The sequence below is a fragment of the Streptomyces sp. CB01635 genome (genome assembly GCF_002803065.1).
GTDB lineage: Bacteria > Actinomycetota > Actinomycetes > Streptomycetales > Streptomycetaceae > Streptomyces.
On record NZ_NNBL01000005.1, the window covers coordinates 64,357 to 82,112 of the forward strand.

At 70.5% G+C, this 17,756-nt stretch carries 20 protein-coding genes; 11 read left to right on the top strand and 9 right to left on the bottom strand.

Annotated elements, in window-relative coordinates; translation table 11 throughout:
- Positions 1 to 23 precede the first annotated feature (23 nt).
- Positions 24 to 587 (top strand): tetratricopeptide repeat protein, encoded by a 564-nt coding sequence (locus CG723_RS47590; protein WP_234374360.1) that lies wholly within the window; start codon positions 24 to 26, stop codon positions 585 to 587.
- Positions 588 to 643: 56 nt separating this feature from the next.
- Positions 644 to 1,060 carry a cytidine deaminase family protein gene (locus CG723_RS17700; RefSeq protein ID WP_100594662.1) on the top strand — a complete coding sequence of 139 codons (417 nt, stop codon included), beginning with the start codon at positions 644 to 646 and terminating at the stop codon, positions 1,058 to 1,060.
- Here the strand turns inward: CG723_RS17700 and CG723_RS17705 are convergent.
- Positions 1,057 to 1,410 (bottom strand): VOC family protein, encoded by a 354-nt coding sequence (locus CG723_RS17705; protein WP_100594399.1) that lies wholly within the window; start codon positions 1,408 to 1,410, stop codon positions 1,057 to 1,059. The genes CG723_RS17700 and CG723_RS17705 overlap by 4 nt on opposite strands.
- 335 nt (positions 1,411 to 1,745) lie before the next feature.
- Between CG723_RS17705 and CG723_RS17710 the strand changes: the two genes are divergently transcribed.
- The 7 genes from CG723_RS17710 (at position 1,746) to CG723_RS17740 (ending at position 8,212) form a co-directional block, all read left to right on the top strand.
- Positions 1,746 to 2,543, top strand: coding sequence for a MerR family transcriptional regulator (locus tag CG723_RS17710; protein WP_100594400.1), 798 nt, complete (start codon positions 1,746 to 1,748; stop codon positions 2,541 to 2,543).
- A gap of 5 nt (positions 2,544 to 2,548) precedes the next feature.
- Positions 2,549 to 3,388 carry a hypothetical protein gene (locus CG723_RS17715; RefSeq protein ID WP_100594401.1) on the top strand — a complete coding sequence of 280 codons (840 nt, stop codon included), beginning with the start codon at positions 2,549 to 2,551 and terminating at the stop codon, positions 3,386 to 3,388.
- A 77-nt stretch (positions 3,389 to 3,465) separates the two neighbouring features.
- Complete coding sequence (locus CG723_RS17720; protein WP_159032470.1) at positions 3,466 to 4,365, top strand: phosphotransferase family protein; 900 nt, start codon at positions 3,466 to 3,468, stop codon at positions 4,363 to 4,365.
- Positions 4,366 to 4,494: 129 nt separating this feature from the next.
- Positions 4,495 to 5,238, top strand: coding sequence for an ABC transporter ATP-binding protein (locus tag CG723_RS17725; RefSeq protein WP_100594403.1), 744 nt, complete (start codon positions 4,495 to 4,497; stop codon positions 5,236 to 5,238).
- Positions 5,235 to 6,032, top strand: coding sequence for an ABC transporter permease (locus tag CG723_RS17730; RefSeq protein WP_234374361.1), 798 nt, complete (start codon positions 5,235 to 5,237; stop codon positions 6,030 to 6,032). Before CG723_RS17725 ends, CG723_RS17730 begins: the two co-directional genes overlap by 4 nt.
- Before the next feature lie 61 nt (positions 6,033 to 6,093).
- Positions 6,094 to 7,467: a sensor histidine kinase gene (locus tag CG723_RS17735; RefSeq protein ID WP_100594404.1), complete on the top strand. Its 1,374-nt coding sequence runs from the start codon at positions 6,094 to 6,096 to the stop codon at positions 7,465 to 7,467.
- Positions 7,468 to 7,567: 100 nt separating this feature from the next.
- Entirely contained in the window at positions 7,568 to 8,212 is a 645-nt protein-coding gene (locus CG723_RS17740) for a response regulator transcription factor (RefSeq protein ID WP_100594405.1), read from the top strand.
- Positions 8,213 to 8,279: 67 nt separating this feature from the next.
- Here the strand turns inward: CG723_RS17740 and CG723_RS17745 are convergent, their stop codons facing one another.
- The 6 genes from CG723_RS17745 to CG723_RS17770 all read right to left on the bottom strand — a co-directional run bounded on the left by CG723_RS17745 (position 8,280) and on the right by CG723_RS17770 (position 14,666).
- The gene (locus CG723_RS17745; protein ID WP_234374362.1) at positions 8,280 to 8,657 is read right to left on the bottom strand and encodes a hypothetical protein; all 378 of its coding nucleotides are present in this window, start codon (positions 8,655 to 8,657) and stop codon (positions 8,280 to 8,282) included.
- Positions 8,654 to 9,310 carry a QcrA and Rieske domain-containing protein gene (locus CG723_RS17750; RefSeq protein WP_100594406.1) on the bottom strand — a complete coding sequence of 219 codons (657 nt, stop codon included), beginning with the start codon at positions 9,308 to 9,310 and terminating at the stop codon, positions 8,654 to 8,656. Before CG723_RS17750 ends, CG723_RS17745 begins: the two co-directional genes overlap by 4 nt.
- On the bottom strand, positions 9,307 to 9,909 hold the full coding sequence (locus CG723_RS17755) for a 4Fe-4S dicluster domain-containing protein (protein ID WP_100594407.1): 603 nt from the start codon (positions 9,907 to 9,909) through the stop codon (positions 9,307 to 9,309). Before CG723_RS17755 ends, CG723_RS17750 begins: the two co-directional genes overlap by 4 nt.
- Before the next feature lie 9 nt (positions 9,910 to 9,918).
- Positions 9,919 to 12,219 (bottom strand): molybdopterin oxidoreductase family protein, encoded by a 2,301-nt coding sequence (locus CG723_RS17760; protein ID WP_100594408.1) that lies wholly within the window; start codon positions 12,217 to 12,219, stop codon positions 9,919 to 9,921.
- Entirely contained in the window at positions 12,216 to 13,334 is a 1,119-nt protein-coding gene (locus tag CG723_RS17765) for an MFS transporter (RefSeq protein ID WP_234374363.1), read from the bottom strand. Before CG723_RS17765 ends, CG723_RS17760 begins: the two co-directional genes overlap by 4 nt.
- A gap of 123 nt (positions 13,335 to 13,457) precedes the next feature.
- Positions 13,458 to 14,666 carry a nitrate/nitrite transporter gene (locus CG723_RS17770; protein WP_100594410.1) on the bottom strand — a complete coding sequence of 403 codons (1,209 nt, stop codon included), beginning with the start codon at positions 14,664 to 14,666 and terminating at the stop codon, positions 13,458 to 13,460.
- Between the two features lie 123 nt (positions 14,667 to 14,789).
- Here CG723_RS17770 and CG723_RS17775 point away from each other — a divergent pair, with 123 nt between their 5' ends.
- Both CG723_RS17775 and CG723_RS17780 read left to right on the top strand, forming a co-directional pair.
- Positions 14,790 to 15,011 carry a helix-turn-helix domain-containing protein gene (locus CG723_RS17775; protein ID WP_100594665.1) on the top strand — a complete coding sequence of 74 codons (222 nt, stop codon included), beginning with the start codon at positions 14,790 to 14,792 and terminating at the stop codon, positions 15,009 to 15,011.
- Complete coding sequence (locus CG723_RS17780) at positions 15,008 to 15,724, top strand: Clp protease N-terminal domain-containing protein (RefSeq protein ID WP_234374364.1); 717 nt, start codon at positions 15,008 to 15,010, stop codon at positions 15,722 to 15,724. The genes CG723_RS17775 and CG723_RS17780 overlap by 4 nt, the downstream gene beginning before the upstream one ends.
- Before the next feature lie 25 nt (positions 15,725 to 15,749).
- On the opposite strand, the gene CG723_RS46230 is transcribed toward CG723_RS17780, so the two are convergent.
- Positions 15,750 to 15,923, bottom strand: coding sequence for a hypothetical protein (locus CG723_RS46230; protein WP_159032472.1), 174 nt, complete (start codon positions 15,921 to 15,923; stop codon positions 15,750 to 15,752).
- A 40-nt stretch (positions 15,924 to 15,963) separates the two neighbouring features.
- Positions 15,964 to 17,418, bottom strand: coding sequence for a ferredoxin reductase family protein (locus tag CG723_RS17785; RefSeq protein ID WP_100594412.1), 1,455 nt, complete (start codon positions 17,416 to 17,418; stop codon positions 15,964 to 15,966).
- Positions 17,419 to 17,756 lie beyond the last annotated feature (338 nt).

Here is a 17,756-nt window from a genome sequence, read left to right on the forward strand (position 1 = left end):
GTGACGCCCACCGAGCAGGAGGCATGGGACATCGTCCGCAGCCCGGCCGGATATCTGCTGCGGACGGCGACACAAACGTGGACCTTGTCCGGTTCAGGTCCGAGGTCGACCAGGCGCGAACCGGGACGCCCGAGGAGGCGAAGGGGCGGTACGAGCAGGCTCTGGCGCTGTGGCGGGGCCGGCCGTTCGCCGGGCTCAAGTTCGACTGGCTGGACGGATACCGCCTCGCCCTGTACGCCGAAGGCGAGGATCACTGCCTTCAAGCCCTGCCCCTGCTGCAACACCACGGTGACGGTGAGGGCCAGGCCGCCACCTGGGACACCCTGGGCCACATCGCTCGGCACACCGGAAGGACCGAACGCGCCCTCCACTCCTACGGTGAGTCCCTCACGCACTTCCAGTCCATCGGCAACGCCAATCGAGAAGCCGACACCTGGTCCAAACTCGGAGACATCCACGCCGAGCGCGGCGAAGATGCTCGTGCCCGCGAGGCCTGGACCGCGGCACTGGCCCTCTACCGCGAGCAAGGCCGTTCCGCCGCGGCGCACCGCATGACGACGAACCTCGCAACCGGCGGTCCCGGCTGACTCCCGACCGACTCGCTGACGGCGCTATGGGCCAACACCTCACGAAGGCAGGGCAGATGACCACGCAGACCGATCACGTCGACCACGAACTCGTCGAGGCCGCGGCCCATGTCGCGCGCACCCGCTGCCGGGGCGACAACCACACCATGGCGGCCGCGGCCCGCGACCGGGACGGCCGGATCGTCACCGCGGTGAACGCCTACCACTTCACCGGAGGGCCCTGTGCCGAGCTGGTCGTCATCGGCACGGCAGCCGGCCAGGGCGCCTACGAGCTGGTCACGATCGTCGCCGTGGGCGACGGCGACCGCGGAGTCGTCCCCCCGTGCGGCCGGTGCCGCCAGGTCCTCCTCGACTACTTCCCGGACCTCAAGGTCATCGTCGGTGCGGGCGACCGCCTCCGGACCGTCCCCGTCGCCGACCTGCTGCCCGAAACCTACGTGTGGGCCGACCACCAGCTCGATACGGAAGGCTAGTAGAACTGGGACAGGCAGAACTCGTGCCCCTCGGGGTCGGCCATCACGACGACCACGCCCTCGTCGTAGTCGTGCCGCTCGCCGGTGAACCGGCCGCCAAGGCCCATGACTTGGGCGATGCCCTGATCGATGTCGTCTACCGAGACGTCCAGGTGCAGGCGCACCTTTCCGGCCCTCGGCTCGGCCACGGGCTGGAAGACCAGGCGCGGCTGCGGGTCGTCGCGATGGCCGAGATAGACCCAGCCGGGCTCGGACGGTCCCCGTGGGCGGTCCAGCAGCACGCTCCAGAACGCTGACACCCGCTCGACGTCGATGCAGTCCACGGTCACTCCGACCCAACGGTTCGTCATGTAGTGAGCATGCCTCCGTCGTGGGTCCTGCGTCCGGTGGGCCGAAAAATTCCCCCGGCCACCGCGCCACTCGGCCTCGAACGCGTCCTACGAGCGAGTCACCTCGTATTCGGGGACAGCGGCGGCAGGGGCGGCCAGGGGTGCCGCCCGCATGCTTCTGGCCCGTGGACTTGGGGATCCGCCTCCGGGACCAACATCCCGACGAGGGCCTTCAGTTCGGCCCAGTCGCCGAGTGGCCCACACCCCCAAGGACTCAGCCGCCCATACGGATGACACCATCACCCGTGCACCGAGCCCCTTGACCTTGTCGCAACGTCAACGTTTCTACTGGTGCCATGCGAATCGGAGAGCTCGCCGGCATGGCCGGCATCACCACCCGTGCCGTGCGGCACTACCACCGCATCGGGCTCCTGCCCGAGCCTCCCCGGCAGCCCAACGGGTACCGCGAGTACTCCCTGCGCGACGCCGTGGAGCTGGCGCGTATCCGTCGGCTGACCGAGCTGGGCCTGAGCCTCGACGAGGTCAAGGACGTGCTGGCGGACGATGTGGGCAAGGATCTCGTCGAGATCCTGACCGAGCTGGACGCCGACCTGGCCCGCCAGGAGGAGGCCATCCGCCAACGCCGCGCCCGTCTGCGGCTGCTGCTCGGACAGGCCGAGCACACCGGGGAGCTACCCGCCGAGGCCCCCGTATCGCCCGAACTGGCCGCGCTCTTCGCCGACATGGCCCGCGCCTCGGCACGGCTGCCCGGCCCCGAGCCCGCGATGGCCGCCAAGGAACGGGAACTGCTCGCCCTGCTGGAGACCGGTTCGCCGGGCGGCGACCGCGGCTGGCTCGATGCGCTGATGCACACCCTCAACGCCGACTCGGACGCCATGCGACGCGCCTACGACGTCTACGCCCAGCTGGACGAGCTGGCCGAGGCCACCGAGGACGACGTGCGCGTGGAGGCGGCGGCCCGCGCCATCGTCGACAGCATCCCGGAGGCGGCTGCTCGGGCGATGAACATCCCTGCCGACGGCGATGTGGGTGAGGACGGCGGTTTCGCGGACGCCCTCTTCTCGGACTTCGCCCCCGCCCAGGCCGCGGCGGTGCGTCGCGCCATCGCACTGCTTCAGGAGCGTGCCCGGTGAAGGCAATGAGAAGAGCCGTGCGCTGGTCCTTCGCCGCACTCGTACCCGGCGAGCTCGCGCTCGTCCTGTGCCTGGCAAGCGGGGTGCGGCCGCCTCCAGCCGCCCGATCGGCAGTGGAGCTTGCTGCGCTCGCACTCATGACAGCGTCGGCCGTCCTCCTCGGCCTCGACCACCGCCGGCACCACCGCACCGGTCTCGATCACCGCGGTGCCTTCCTCGCCGCGGTCGCCGACACCGTACCGGCGCCCGTGCGCAAGCTGACCGCGCACGAGATCTCCCTCTCCACCAGCTTCGTGCGCTGGGTCGCCCGCCGCGGCCCGCACGGCGTGGGCGACGGCGACGTGCCCGTCCCCTACGCCTCGGGGCAGACGTCCTTCATGTACGGCTTCTTCTTCGTCAGTGTCGTCGAGACCGTCGCCCTCGCATTCCTCATCCCCTGGCCGCTGGTGCATGCCGTCACGCTCGTACTCGACGTCTGGGGCTGCTACTTCGTCATCGCCCTGCACGCCTCGTGCGCCGTGCGCCCGCACGTGATCGGATCCGACGGCTCCCTGCACCTGCGCTACGGCGCGCTGTTGGGCATCCGCATCCCGGCCGACCGCATAGCCTCCGTCCGCCAGGACCGTAAGTTCCCTACGAGCAGGCTGGCCGCCGTGGACGAGAACGGCGTCGCCGACCTGGCCGTCGGCGGCCAGACGACCATCACCGTCGAACTCACCGAACCGGTTCGGTACGTACGCGCCCTGGGCAAGCCCGCCGAAGCGCACACCTTCCGCTTCTACGCCGAAGACGCCACTTCCGCGGTCACCGCGCTGAGGGCGGCCGACGGCATCCACAGCCGGTAAACAAGGTGCGCTTCGGGTACCGCGCCTCGTAGTGTCCCCTGCGCACGTTCGACATTCGGCTTGCCCAGGAGGGCTCCGTGCCCCGGAACACCACGTCTGACGAAGCTGACACACGCACGGCCCGGGCGGTCCTGCGCGAGGCAAACCACGCGCATGACAAACAGTTCCAACTGCTTCACCGGTTCGACGACGGAGTCCAGTCAGGAGCCTGGCTCCTCACCGACGGCACCGGCCGGCAAGCCGTATTGAAGTGGAGCCCGGACCTCTCCTGGGCCCCTCAGATCGAACGGGCTGCCGCGGGCGTCGCCAAGATCCGCGCTGCCGGATATCCGACCCCCGCCTGGCTCGCCGTAGGCACCAGCACAGACGGCTTCGGATACCAGATCCAGGAACTCGCACCTGGTCGGACAAGACAGCAAGTGACCGCGAGCGAGGCCCGGTTGCTCATCGGCGTCCTGGAGCTGCACGCCGGTCTCGACCCCGACCCGCAGCGATGCTGGTCGGAGTTCGTGACCACCCGCATGACGAGTGAGGACCTCTGGCGGCAGACGGCGCAGACCGGTGCGACCGGACGGGACCTCGTCAACGCCTGCGAGCGGCTTCTCGCCGCTCACGGACCCGTCACCTTGCCCACCGAGGACCTTGTCCACGGCGACTTCCGGCCCGGCAACCTCCTGTTCGACGCGGACCGCGTCAGTGGCGTCATCGACATCGAGGCACTGGGCAGCGGGACCAGAGTCTTCGACTACGCGACGCTTCTGAGCGCCCACGACTTCACCCCCGAGGCCCTTGAGATGCTCTGCGACGCCGGCGAGCAAGTGGCCGGACCCGGTGTTCTGGCCTACTGCTTCGCCCAGGTCGCCCTCGACCTCACCGTCTTCGTCCACCAGCGGAACCTTCGGCTGGGCATTCAGAACGTGGACAAGCTCCTCGAGCGCACGCTGATCCTTCTGAGCCGCGCGGACGGGGAAGGCTGACGCCCCTACCGCGTGGGGCACCGCTTCCCTGGGGGAAACCCCCAGCTCAAGACGGAGGTCAGCCTCGTTCCGGGGCAGCGGGGGCGCGCCTAGCGTCGGGGGCATGAACGCAGCCACCTGGGAGCAGCCATGATCGAGGTCCGCGGTCTCACCAAACGTTACGGCCCCACCGTCGCCGTCGACGGCCTCGGATTCGAGGTCCGCCCAGGCGCGGTGACCGGTTTCCTCGGCCCGAACGGGTCCGGGAAGTCCACCACCATGCGCATGATCACAGGCCTGGACCGCCCGGACGCGGGCACCGCCCGTATCCACTGCACGCCGTACAACGAACTGCGCTGGCCGTTGCGCGAGGTCGGCGCGCTGCTTGACGCCCGTACGTACCACCCGGGCCGCAGCGCGGCGAACCACCTGGCCGCCCTGGCCGCCGCCAACGGCATTCCCCGCGCCCGGGTCCGCGTCGTCCTGGACACCGTCGGTCTCGCCGACGTGGCGGACAAGCGCGCGGGCGGCTTCTCGCTGGGCATGTCGCAGCGGCTCGGCATCGCCGCCGCCCTGCTCGGTGATCCGGGGGTCCTGCTCTTCGACGAGCCCGTCAACGGGCTCGACCCGCAGGGCGTGCGCTGGATCCGCAACCTGATGAAGTCCCTCGCCGCCGAGGGCCGCACCGTGCTGCTGTCCAGTCACCTGATCAGCGAAATGGCCCTCACCGCCGACCACTTGATCGTGATCGGCCAGGGCCGGCTGCTCGCCGACACCAGCGTCGCCGAGCTGACGGCCGACGGGCGTTCGCTCGAGGAGGCGTTCTTCGCCCTCACCGGGGACGGCGCCGAGTACCGGGGCACCGCCCCCGCACAGCCGAGGAGGCGGTCGTGACCGCCCTGCAGACGACACCGGCACTGCCCGCGGGGCGCTACGGGTTCGCCCACGCCGCGTGGATGGAGTGGATCAAACTGCGCAGCCTGCGCTCCACCCTGTGGGCGCTCGTGGCCACCGTCGTCGGGATGCTCGTCATCGGCGTCGTGACCATGGCCAACACCCATGCCCCCAGCCCGGACAAGGCCGACACGTTCGACCCGGTGAACAACGTGCTCGCCGGGATCGCCCTCGGCCAGCTCATCGTCGGCGTACTCGGCGTGCTCGTGGTCACCGGCGAGTACTCCTCCGGCGCGATTCGCTCCACGCTCGCCGCGATCCCCAACCGGCCGCTGCTGCTCGCCGCCAAGGCGGGCGTCTTCGGCGCGGTGACGTCGGCCGTCGGTGAAGTGGTCGCGTTCGCGACGTTCTTCGCCGGGCGGCTCGCGCTCGGAGAAGGAGTGCCGGTGCCCGCCATCGGCGACCCGGGTGTGCTCCGCGCGGTGGTCCTTTCGGGCACGTATCTCGCCATGGTCGGGCTGCTCGGCATCGCGCTGGGCGCCGTCGTCCGGCACACGGCCGCGGCCATCGGGGCACTGGTCGGGCTGCTGTACGTGCTGCCCGCGGCACTGTCCGGGCTCACCGGGGTCACGGTGGCAAAGTACTTCCCGACCATGATCGCCGGGAACTCGCTCGCCGTCTCCAAGCCGGTGGCCGACGTGCTCTCACCGTGGGTCGGCTTCGGGATGCTGTGCCTGTACGTGGTGGCGGCGCTCGGCGCGGGCGGCTGGCTGCTGACGCGCCGGGACGCCTGATCGCCGCACGGCAGAACACAGACCCCTACAGCAGATGCGTACCTACAAGGAGACTTGAGCCATGCACGAGTCAGCCGGGGACCGGCCACCGGAAGGCGCGCGGGCCGAGCCCTCACGTCAGGTCTCCCCGGGCGCCGTCCTGCGTGCCCCGTTCACGGCTCGTGCCTGGGCCGAGGCCACGTACTGCCTGGTCGGCTTCCCCCTGGCCGTCGTCGGGGCTGTTCTCCTCCTCGTCCTGCTCGCACTCGGCACCGGTCTCACCGCCTCCCTCGTCGGCGCTGTCCTCGGCCTTGCGCTGGTCGTCGGGGCGGTCGGCCTCGCGCGCGGCTGCGCCGCCGTGCATCGCCGGCTCGCCCAGGTGTTGCTGGACGAGCGGGTGGACGCGCCGCCGCGGCTGCGGCCGACGGGCAAGGCGTTCGCGCGGCTGGACGCTCGCCTGCGCGATGCGGCGGGGTGGCGTGCGGTGGCATACGTCCTGGTGAAGCTGCCCGTCGCCGCCTTCGGCCTGTACGCCGTCGGCTGGTGGCTGACCGCCCTCCTCAATCTCTCCGCACCACTGCGCTGGGCCGCGTTCCACCAGCGCCCCGCGGCGGGCGAGGCGGGAATGCCGACGATCACGCCGATCCCCGTCGGCGGTGGCGCCCCGCACAGCACGAGTTTCGCCGGGACCTTCGTGGCGGCGGCGATCGGCGCGGTGACGCTGCTGGCGGCGCCCTGGTTCACACGTGGCGTCGTCGCCGTGGACCGCTGGCTCATCCGGGCACTGCTCGGCCCGGGCCAACTCGCCGAACGCGTAAGGAGTTTGGAGGAGAGCCGCGCTCTCGCCGTCGACGACTCGGCTGCCCTGCTGCGCCGCCTGGAGCGCGATCTGCACGACGGGGCGCAGGTTCGGCTCGTCGCGCTGGCCATGAGCCTCGACATGGCGAAGGAGCGGCTCGGCCCGGAGGGCGAACCGATCGCTGACCCGGCGCGTGTACGGCAACTCGTGGACACCGCGCACCGCAACGCCACCGAGGCCCTCGCCGAGTTGCGTGACCTGGCACGCGGCATCCATCCCCCGGCCCTGGACGACGGCCTGGCCGACGCGCTGTCGACGCTGGCCGCGCGGAGCACCGTGCCGGTGGAGCTCTCGGTGGACGTGCCGCAGCGGCCGACGCCCGCGATCGAGGCGATCGCGTACTTCTGCGCGGCGGAGCTCCTCACCAACGTCATCAAGCACAGCGGCGCGCGTCGGGCGGTGTTGTGGGTCGCGCAGGTGGACGACGTCCTGCGGCTGCGGGTCACTGACGACGGCCGCGGCGGGGCGGCGCTCGGCGCTGGAAGCGGGCTGACGGGCCTTCAGCAGCGGGTGCGGACGGTGGACGGACGCCTTGACCTGTCGAGCCCGAGCGGTGGGCCGACCGCGGTGACGGTGGAACTGCCGCTCCACGCATGACCGACGCCGCAAGCTATGCGCTGAGGGACACGGCGGACGGCCCGCACGCAGCGCAGCTGCCCCCGCCCTCCCCCGCTCGAACCCGTGAGAGCATGCCCCCATGCGCATCGTGATCGCCGAAGATGCCGCCGTGTTGCGGGAGTTGCTTGCCCAGATGCTCACCGAGCGTGGCCACGACGTGTGCGCGGCCGTGCCCGACGCCGACGCCCTTGTCGCCGCCGTCGCCGAGCACCGGCCCGACGTCACCGTCGTCGACATCCGGATGCCGCCGACACACACCGACGAGGGCCTGCGAGCCGCGATCGACATCCGCCGCGAGCACCCGGGCACGGGCGTGCTGCTGTTCTCCCAGTACATCGAGACCAAGTACGCGACCAGGCTGCTCGCGGCGGGCTCGGCCGGGGTCGGCTACCTGCTCAAGGACCGCGTCGCGAACGTCGCCGAGTTCACCGACGCCCTGTCCCGCGTCGCCGCCGGCGGCACCGCTCTCGACGCCGAAGTAGTCACGCAGTTGGCCGGAGCGAGCCGCCGTGGCGGCGACCTGGAGTCGCTGACGGCACGCGAGCGGGAGGTTCTGGCGCTGATGGCCGAGGGCAGGACGAACGCCGCGATCGCGCAGGCGCTGGTGGTGTCGGCGGGCACGGTCGAGAAGCACGTCGCGGCCATCTTCGGCAAGCTGGGCCTGCCCGCGTCGGAGGACGCGAACCGGCGCGTGCTGGCCGTACTGCGCTACTTGGGGTCTTGAATGGCGCCGGTCCGCTGGAGTTCAGGCCGGATCTGTGGGACGTAAGTGACGCCGTCCGGCCAGGAGTTCAGCGATCCGTCGGGTCGAGCAGCCACAGCCCCAGGACCACCAGGAAGGACAGGCACAGGAATCCCGCGCCCCACCAAGCCGTACCGGTTGCGCCCATCATCCACTCGTTGACCACCACGCTGAGGCCCCAGAGCTGGCCGATGACCACCGTCATCGCCAGGACGAGGCGGGCCGTGAGTTTCGAGGAGCGTTCCGGCTCCTGGTCGGTGCCGGCGCCGGGACCCGGACCCGTGTGCTGGATCCGGGGGTCGCCGTAGCCGCTGGTCGGGCGGATCTGCGGGTAGCGCTCCTGGACCGGGCGGTTGAGGCGCGGCTGGGCGCTGCCGGGGGTGTACTGGGGCCTCTGGGGGACGGCTTGGGGCTCTTCGGTGCTCATGTCCGCTGGCTCCTTTCCCCGTTGGCGTCGTTCGCGACGGGGCAGCCGAGCTGGGCCCGTACCTCGGGCCGCGCGTCGGCGAACTCCCTGCACACCGCGTCCTGGGCGTTCTCGCCGGAGCGGGCCGTGGCGACCGCCCAGACGCTGCCGTCGCCCTGCTCGACGAGCAGCACCTTGGGCAGGCCGCGCGGTGGCGGGCCCGCGGTGACCTCGCCGGTGCGGGCGTCGAAGATGCCTTCGTGGCAGGGGCAGTACAACTCGCCCTCGCTGCCGCGGTCCTTGCGCCACAGCACGCCGCACGCCAGGTGCGTACAGACGGCGGAGTAGCCGACGAGGCTGCCGTCCGTGAGGCGGACGGCGACCGCGCGGTCGTCCTCGCCGGGGAAGCGGAAGGCAATGGACTCGCCGGGCGCGAGGCGGCCGGTGACCCGCTTGGGTTCCGGCGCGCTGTCGGTGTCGCCGTGCCGGTGCAGCACTCCCCCGGCGACGGCGATGCCTCCGACGGCCAGGCCGCCGGAGACGGTGGCGACGATACGGAGGTAGTCGCGGCGCGTGGTGAGGGAGTCGGCGGAGATACGGTCCTCGAGCGCCGCCTGCGCCGCGTCGTCGTCGGTTCCGGGCTCGGGGACCGGGGGCTGCTCGGTGACGCTCATCGGGTCACGTCCTTCCCGTTGACCTGGACGATCGGCAGCCCTCCGGGCACCGGCCACTGGACCTTGTCGGCGGGGACGACCATCGCCACGCCGGTGTTGACAACGACGTCGCCGAACGTGAAGGAGTCCGCGACCTGGACGCCGGGGCGCTCGGCCTGGAGATCCTCGAGCGTTCCGTAGAAGAGGGCCCCGGTGGGGCAGACCGTGGCGCACATGGGGGCGAGTCCGTAGGCGGTGCGGTCGTAGCAGAGGTTGCACTTCATCTGCAGCTTGGCCTGGAGGTCGATCTTCGGTACGCCGAAGGGGCAGGCGTTGACGCAGTTGGCGCAGCCGATGCAGCGGGTCGTGTCGGCCTGCTGCACGACACCGTCGGCGGTCACCAGGATCGCGTCGGCGGGACACACCTCGGCGCACGGGGCGACCGGGTCCTCGCAGTGCATGCAGACCGTGGGCAGGGACGCGACGGAGTGGCCCTCGTCGGGGTAGTCGAGGTGAATCATGGACTTGCCCCGGTGCGAGTCGCACTCCCGGCAGGCGGACACGCACGCCTGGCAGCCGATGCACCGGCCCGGATCGATGAAGATCGTTCTGCCCATCATGGTGTGACCTCAGCTCCTCTCGGCGGTGCCACGGCCCTGCGGGGCCGTGGGCGGCAGGGGGTCGGTACGGGACACCTGGGCTTCCGGGTACGCGACCTGGCCGGGCGCGGTCGGGGGCGCCGGCACCTCGTCGATCTGCTCGGCGTGCTCGATGCGGCAGGCGCAGACCTTGTACTCGGGGATCTTGGAACGGGGGTCGAGGGCGTCGATGGTGAGCGCGTTGGCGGCCGTGGGGACCGGCCAGTGGTACGGCACGAAGACGGTGTCGGGGCGGATCGCCTCGGTGACCAGAGCGGGGAAGACCTCGCTGCCCCGGCGCGTCACGACGCGTACCGGATCGCCGTTCTTGAAGCCGTGCGAGGGGTGGACCTCCGCCCATGGGCGCGGGGTCTGCTCGACCAGGGCGCCGAGCCGGCGCGTCTGGTTGCCGGACAGGAAGTGGGCGACGGTGCGGCCGGTGGTGAGCGACATGGGGTGGTCGTCGTCGTACGGGTCCATCGGCGGGTGCCACTCCACGACCTGGAGGTGGATCTTGCCGTCGGGGTGGTACGACTTGCCGTCCTCGAACAGGCGCGGGGTGCCGGGGTGGTCGGTGGAGGGGCACGGCCAGGCGATGCCGCCGGTCTCCTCGAGACGGTCGTAGGTGATTCCGTAGTAGTCGATGACCGTTCCGGCCGACGCGATGCGCAACTCCTCGAAGACTTCGCGGGAGCCCGGATAGTCGAACTTGTCTCCCACGCCGAGGCGTCGGGCCAGCTCGCACATCACCCAGGTGTCGGTACGTACGCCCTCCGGCGGCTCCTGGGCCTTGTTGTGCTTGACCACCCGGGCCTCGGCGTTGGCCATCACGCCCTCGTCCTCGGCCCAGGTGGTGACGGGGAAGACGACGTGGGCGTTGTCCGCCGTCTCGGAGAGGAAGAAGTCGAACTGGGCGTGGAACTCGAGGGTGTCGTAACCCTCCTTGACCGTCGCGTAGTTGGGGAGGGAGACGAACGGGTTGTTGCAGATGCCGATCAGGCCGCGGATCTCCTGGCGCTGCATCTGCCAGACCATTTCCATCATCGACGTGCCGGCGGCGGGGAGTTCGGACTCCTCGATGCCCCAGATCTCGCAGATCTGCCGTCGGTGGTCGGGGTTCAGGATGGAGCGCCCGCCGGGCAGCAGGTCGGCCTTCTGGCCGTGCTCGCGGCCGCCCTGGCCGTTGCCCTGACCGGTGATGGTGCCGTAGCCGGCGCCGGGCTTGCCGATGTTGCCGGTGGCCACGCAGAGGTTGATGACGGTGAGGCAGTTCTCGACGCCCTGGGAGTGGTGCTCGATGCCTCGGGCGTGCCAGGCCATGGCGTTGTTGGCGGCCGCGAAGGCCCTGGCGACCTGGACGACCTGTGCGGCGGGGATTCCGCAGATCTCGGCGGCCCGTTGCGGGGTGTACGTCGCGACGGTGGCCTTGACCTCGTCCCAGCCGGTGGTGTGCTCGGCCACGTACTCCTCGTCGACGAGGTTCTCGCGGATGACGACGTTCAGTACGGCGTTGAAGAACGCGGAGTCGGTGCCCGGCTTGAGGGCGACGTGGATGTCGGCCGTGCGGGCGATGGACGTCTCGCGCGGGTCGACGACGATGAGGACGGCGCCCCGGTCTCGGGCGCCCCACACGTACTGGGTCATCACCGGGAAGCACTCCCCCACGTTCGACCCGGCGATCAGCAGGCAGTCGGAGAGGAGGATGTCGGAGAAGGGATTGCCGGCCCGGTCGATGCCGAAGGACAGCTTGTTGGCTCCGGCGGCGGAGACCATGCACAGGCGGCCGTTGTAGTCGACGTGCTTCGTCTTGAGGGCGACGCGCGCGAACTTGCCGACCAGGTATGTCTTTTCGGAGAACAGGCTCGCTCCGCCGAGCACTCCGAAGGCGTCGTTGCCGTGGGCGGACTGGATGCGGCGGATCTCGGAGACCGTGAAGTCGAGGGCCTCCTCCCAGGTCGCCTCTCGGAAGGGTTCGTCGCGGGTGCGGCGCATGAGGGGGGCGGTCAGCCGGTCCGGGTGGTTGATCTGCTGGTAGGCGTTGATGCCCTTGGGGCAGAGCCGCATGCGGTTGATGTCGTGGTTGCGGGGCTCGACGCCGAACACCTTGCCGCCCTTGTCGACGCGCAGATACATCCCGCACTGCACGCCGCAGAAGCAGCAGTGGGTGGGGACGAGCGTCTCGCCGTTCTGGTCGGCGTGCCACTGGTCGGCCGGGATGCCGCCCGCGTCACGGAAGTTGCGGGTGCCGGGTGGTGCGATGGAGGGGTCAAGCGGGATGTACTGCTGGGTCACTTGAAGCCCTTCTTCACGTCGCTGAGGTAAGCGGCACCGCGCAGCACCCGCTTGCAGCGGGGGCAGTACTCGGTCCAGGTGTCGAAGTCGAGCTTGAGGTCACGCATGGTGCCCTGGAGGTTCTCGACGTACGGGGCGGTGTCGATCAGCTGTCCGCAGCGCTTGCAGTGGAAGAGCTGTTCGTCCTTGCGGGCCGTGTACTTGAACAGCTGCATGCCGACGGCGGCCGGCCGCTGGACGATGTGGAAGAACTTGCCGAAGGGGATGTAGATGAGGGTGAAGACCACCGACACCATGTGCAGGATCGCCAGGAACTCGTAGCCGCCGCCGTGCAGGAAGATCGACGAGAAGGTGAGGAGCAGGCCGGTCACCGAGATGACGATCAGGGCGATCAGCGGGACCAGGTCGTAGGCGAAGCGCTGGCCGGTCATGGCGCCGCGGTCCTTCATGCGCCGCCACAGGAAGTACGAGGCGCCGGGGATCACCAGGACGGCGGCGATGTCCAGGCCGTGGAACATCAGCCAGCCGAGGATGTTCAGCGAGTCGAAGCCGATGACCTTGATGCCCCAGATCCGCATCGCGTAGCCGGGGCCCGCACCGGACGGGGAGGTGAACGTGAACCACCCCCAGGTCAGCGGGAAGGTGATCAGGGCGGCCAGGATGCAGCCCCAGAAGATCAGCTGGTGGGCGGCCCAGCGGGCCTGCGAGCGGGCCCCGAGGAACTTCTGGAAGCCGAGGTAGGTGGCGATCATCTGCGGCAGCGCGGTGGGCGCCTTGCGGAAGTTGTCGGACGAGAACAGGCTGCGCCAGCCCTGCTTGAACAGACGGCGTGCGCCCGGGGCGGAGATCCACACGGTGTAGCGGTAGGCGACACCGAAGGCGAGGAACACGGTCGCGACGGCGTACGGGAGGAGAGCCGAATCGAAGTCCTTGAGCATCCGGCTGCCGAACACGATGGCCAGGATCAGCAGTAGGGACACGATGGTGCCGGCGAGCGTGGCCCGCCCTGCGACCGAACGCGGTCGGGGCCCGCCGACCGCGCCGGTGGGCGGTGGCGCGTCCGGAGCGGTGGCCACGTCCGAGGCGGCGGCGGGGGGTGCGGGTGGCTCAGTCACCCGACCCACGATAGGGAGTTTTGTATGTGTTTCGCCCGTTGTTGAAGGCGCACGAGTGACGTGTCGGTCGGCAGCGGCACTCAACGGGGCACGCCCGGCCGATGATGAGGCCGCAAACACGCCCTATGGCCGCTCCGCCCCGATGTTCCGCATGCGGCCGTACGCATAGACGCAGCCGGCGAGAGCCAGGTCGGACAGGAGCATGAAGCCGATGGAGTACGAGCTCTTGGCGCTGTAGACCGCGCCCATGACGAGCGGTGGCACGAAGCCACCGAGGCCGCCCATCGCGCCGACGATGCCGGTGACGGAGCCGACCTGCGGCTGTGGAGTGACCTGGGAGACGAGCGCGAAGACGCTGCCGCTGGCCGTGCCGAGTCCGGCGGCCATCAGCAGGAAGCAGATCGTGCCCACGGGGTTCAGCGTCGGGTCGAAAGCCTGGACGATCGCGAAGAGCGCGACGACACCCAAGGCGCAGGCAGTGACGGTCGCCGGGTGGATCCGGTCGGACAGCCAGCCGCCGATGGGCCGGAAGATGACGGTGACCAGGGCGAACCCGGCCGCCTTGGTGCCGGCGTCGGTGGGGTCGAGCTCGTACCAGGTCTTCAGATACGTGGGCAGGTAGACGCCGAACGCGACGATGCCGCCGAACCCGATCGCGTACAGCCCGGACAGCTCCCATGTCACCCTCAGCCGTCCCGCCTGCCCGAGCCGGGTGGCGAGCGGGCTGGTGGGGATCGGCCGGTCGGGGCGGTCGGTGATGAGGAGCAGAGCGAGCAGCGCGTAGGCGGCCAGCGCGATGGCCACCACGAAGAAGGGGAGGTTCTCACTGTGCTTGGCCATGCGTGGCGTGAAGTAGCCGGACAGGGCCACACCACCCATGCCCATGCCGAAGATTCCGAGCGCGAACCCGCGGTGGGCGGGCGGGAACCAGGAGTTCACGAGCGGGATACCGATGGCGAACGTCGTGCCGCCGATACCGAGCAGGAAGCCGACGCCGAGCATGGCGATGAAGGAGCCCCTGGCGGGGATGACCAGGAGCACCGGGATGATCGTCAGGGCGGAGATCAGCGGGAACATCAGCTTGGCGCCGTAGCGGTCGGTCAGCGCGCCGACGGGGACACGGCCGAGGGAGCCCACGATGACGGGCACCGCGACGAGGAACGACTGGTTGAACGAGCTCAGGTTCAGGCGTTCCCCGAAGTCGCTGCCGAGCGGCGCGATGAGGGCCCAGGCCCAGAACGTGAGAGCGAACCCGATGGTGGCCACGGCAAGGTTGCGGTAGGCCGCGGCGGGCGGCCTGGCGGTCGTCGGTTCCGGTGCAGGGTGTTCCACATCCCGATGCTAGGAAGGCCTGCGGCATCCCGGCCTGATCTGGTGCTCCGATCGGTTCTCGGACCCCGGGATCGCGTCAGCATATGTTGACACCCTTCCGGCCGTCAGCATATGCTGACGGCCATGGAGAGCACACTCGAAATCGCCGAGGGCGCCGCCAGCAGCGACCCGGACACCGGGCTCCGCGCGGTGGCCGCCCTACGAGAACTCACCGAACGCCTGGAGATCCTCCAGGTCGAGAACGCCCGGAAGCTGGGATGGTCCTGGCAGGACATCGCGGAGCGGCTCGGCGTCACCAAGCAGACCGTGCACCGCAAGTACGGCCGCCTGATAGGGAGTCGATGATGTTCGAACGCTTCACACCGGACACCCGCACCGTGGTGGTCCACACCCAGGACCACGCCCGCCGGCTCGGCCACAACTACATCGGCCCCGAGCATCTCCTGCTCGCCCTCGCCTCCACCGATCAGCCCGCGGGCGCCGTACTGCGTGAGCACGGAGTGACGCCGGAGGGGGTGGAGGAGGAGATCGTCCGTCTGGTCGGACTCGGGGGCGCGTCCCACCTGTTCGGCACCCTCAACCGGGACGCGCTCGCGTCCGTGGGCATCGACATCGACGCCGTACGCGCCAGGATCGAGGAGTCCTTCGGGCCGGAGGCCCTCGCGCGTGCCGAAAGCGCCGTCCACCACGGACCTCGCTCGCCGAGGCGCGGCCCGCGTCGCGTGGTGCCCACGGTCCTCGCCCGCCGCTGGCGCCGGAGGCGAGTCGCCCGACGCCCCGCCCGCACGGCACAGGCCCCCGCTCCCACCGGCCTGTACCAAGCCGCCGGCGCTCGCTCCGGCGGGCACATCCGGTTCTCCCCTCGCGCCAAGGAGAGCCTCGCGAACACGGTCCGCGAGGCACAGGCCCGGCACGACAGTTACATCGGCCTCGAACACCTCAGCCTCAGCCTCATCACCATGACCACCGGCCTCGTGCCCTCAGTACTGTCGGCACTCGGCGCCTCGGCCCCGGCGTTGCGCACCGCAATCAGTGAGCGGTATGGGCAGGTGAGCTGATTCCCTCCCTCCCCCGGTCATGCGGCTACGGCGCCGTCGCCGTGGTCCGGTCCGGGGCGGGCGGGGCCGCCGGGTCGACGGCGACGACGAGGAACGTGGCGACGAGGGCGCTGGCCCCCGCGAGCCCGGCGGCAAGACGGCGCCGGGCCGTGAGGGTGGGGAGCGGCGTGGGGCCTGCGGGCTTGCGGTGGCGTCCCATGGGGGTCTCTCTGTCAGTGGTCTACGGCATCTGCGCCGGCTCAGAACGTGAAGCACTCTGCGTGGATGTGGTTTTCGGGCACCCCTGCCCGCACCAGCGCCGCGGTGGCCGCGGCCGTCATGCCGGGCGGCCCGCACACGTACACGTCGTGCTCGGCGAGTTCGGGTACGAGATTGCGCAGGGCCTGCGGTGCGAGCGGGTCGAACGAGGCGTCCGACGGGCCGAGCAGATAGTGCAGGGCCGCCTGCCTGCTGCGGGCGATGGCCTCCAACTCCCCGCTCAGGACGAGTTGTTCTGCTGTGCCCGCGCGGTAGAGGAGAGTGAGGTCGCCCGGCGCTCCGGGCATCGTCTCGAACAGGGCCCGCAGGGGCGTGATGCCGACGCCGCCCGCCAGGAGCAGCACCTTGCGCCGTGTGCGGCGGTGTGCAGTGAGCGCGCCGAAGGGCCCCGTGGCCAGGACGCGCGTGCCCGGCGCGAGCCTGCGGACACGGCGCGTGTGCCGGCCGAGTGCCTTGACGGTGATACGCAGTTCATCGCCGCGCACCGGCGCCGAGAGGGAGAACGGGAGCGACGTGTGCCAGAGCCCTCCTCTGAGGAATCGCCAGCGGAAGAACTGGCCGGGCTCGGCCCGCAGTCCGTCGAGCCCGATGCCCTGCATGACGACGGAGAAGACGCCGGGCCCCTCGCCATGGACCGCGACCACGCGCAGGCTGTGCCGCAGCGCCTGATGGACGGGCACGACCAGCCGATACCAGACGAGCAGTACGGCGACGGTCGCGTGCAGGAGGGCCCAGAGCCACCGCGTGACGACGCCGCTTGCCACATCCGGGCCCGCGAGTTGATGCACGAAGCCCAGCGCAGCGCCCAGATAGGTCAGCAGATGCAGGGCCCGCCACGTCTCGTGGGTGACCCGGCGGCGTACCGCACGAGCGCTGCTCACACCGACGGCGACGAGCAGGGCCGTACCGGCGAACGCGGCCACGACGGCCCGGTATCCGAGGAGGGCCACGACGGTGGAGACGAGGTCGGTGCCGGCGTGGGTGGCGTATCCGCACACGGCGAGGACCAGATGGGCAGCGCACAGCACCAGGACGTGACGTCCACCGGCGGCGTGACGGCGGGCGAGCCGGTCGGCGCCGACTCCGTGCTCGACCGCGGGGATGCGCGCCATGAGGAAGAGCATGACGAGAATGCCATATCCGGCGAGCAGTCCGGTGAGGTGTGCGCCGGTCGCGAAGAGCACGTCGAGCCGCGCCGACGGTTCGGCCTGTACGGCCCAGAGGGCGCCGACGCCGATGCCGCCCACGACGGTGCCTGCACGCAGGGCGCCCGGCGAGATGCGCAGGGGAGCGGCGGGACGGCCGATGCGGGGGCGGCGGGTGGGCCGCGGAGGTATGGGTGGGTACTCCGCGCCCGGGCCCTCGACGTGGCGGAGATACGCGTTCAGGGCGGGGTACCTGGAGAGTTCGGATTCGCTGGCGGCCTCGGTCGTCACGCGGCCACAGTAGGGGTCGAGAGGGGTGAAAAAAGCCAGGTCAGAGGCCCATGACTGATCCTTAAGGCAGGCTTGAGGATCGCCTCAAGGGTGGTTAAGCCACGGGGCCCCTCGACCCGGAACGGTTGGGGAGCACCACGAGGCCGGAAACGACCGCGCCGCGTTTCCGGCCTCGTCGCCAGGAGGTCACCGTCGCGGGCAACAGTGACTCCCATACCGCACAGGGGACTTCGCCTTCTTGTACACAATGTCGGACAGGCCGGGGATCCGACGCCCCCATGGAGCCTGATACAAACCGCCGGCACCCTGGTACAAAGAACACGTCTTCGGCTCCTCCC

What these genes read in the sequence shown, in the direction of transcription:
- CG723_RS47590 (WP_234374360.1), top strand. Translation starts at nt 24, where the DNA reads ATGGGACATCGTCCGCAGCCCGGCCGGATATCTGCTGCGGACGGCGAC.
- CG723_RS17700 (WP_100594662.1), top strand. Translation starts at nt 644, where the DNA reads ATGACCACGCAGACCGATCACGTCGACCACGAACTCGTCGAGGCCGCG.
- CG723_RS17705 (WP_100594399.1), bottom strand. Translation starts at nt 1,410, where the DNA reads ATGACGAACCGTTGGGTCGGAGTGACCGTGGACTGCATCGACGTCGAG.
- CG723_RS17710 (WP_100594400.1), top strand. Translation starts at nt 1,746, where the DNA reads ATGCGAATCGGAGAGCTCGCCGGCATGGCCGGCATCACCACCCGTGCC.
- CG723_RS17715 (WP_100594401.1), top strand. Translation starts at nt 2,549, where the DNA reads ATGAGAAGAGCCGTGCGCTGGTCCTTCGCCGCACTCGTACCCGGCGAG.
- CG723_RS17725 (WP_100594403.1), top strand. Translation starts at nt 4,495, where the DNA reads ATGATCGAGGTCCGCGGTCTCACCAAACGTTACGGCCCCACCGTCGCC.
- CG723_RS17735 (WP_100594404.1), top strand. Translation starts at nt 6,094, where the DNA reads ATGCACGAGTCAGCCGGGGACCGGCCACCGGAAGGCGCGCGGGCCGAG.
- CG723_RS17740 (WP_100594405.1), top strand. Translation starts at nt 7,568, where the DNA reads ATGCGCATCGTGATCGCCGAAGATGCCGCCGTGTTGCGGGAGTTGCTT.
- CG723_RS17745 (WP_234374362.1), bottom strand. Translation starts at nt 8,657, where the DNA reads ATGAGCACCGAAGAGCCCCAAGCCGTCCCCCAGAGGCCCCAGTACACC.
- CG723_RS17750 (WP_100594406.1), bottom strand. Translation starts at nt 9,310, where the DNA reads ATGAGCGTCACCGAGCAGCCCCCGGTCCCCGAGCCCGGAACCGACGAC.
- CG723_RS17755 (WP_100594407.1), bottom strand. Translation starts at nt 9,909, where the DNA reads ATGATGGGCAGAACGATCTTCATCGATCCGGGCCGGTGCATCGGCTGC.
- CG723_RS17775 (WP_100594665.1), top strand. Translation starts at nt 14,790, where the DNA reads ATGGAGAGCACACTCGAAATCGCCGAGGGCGCCGCCAGCAGCGACCCG.
- CG723_RS17780 (WP_234374364.1), top strand. Translation starts at nt 15,008, where the DNA reads ATGATGTTCGAACGCTTCACACCGGACACCCGCACCGTGGTGGTCCAC.
- CG723_RS46230 (WP_159032472.1), bottom strand. Translation starts at nt 15,923, where the DNA reads ATGGGACGCCACCGCAAGCCCGCAGGCCCCACGCCGCTCCCCACCCTC.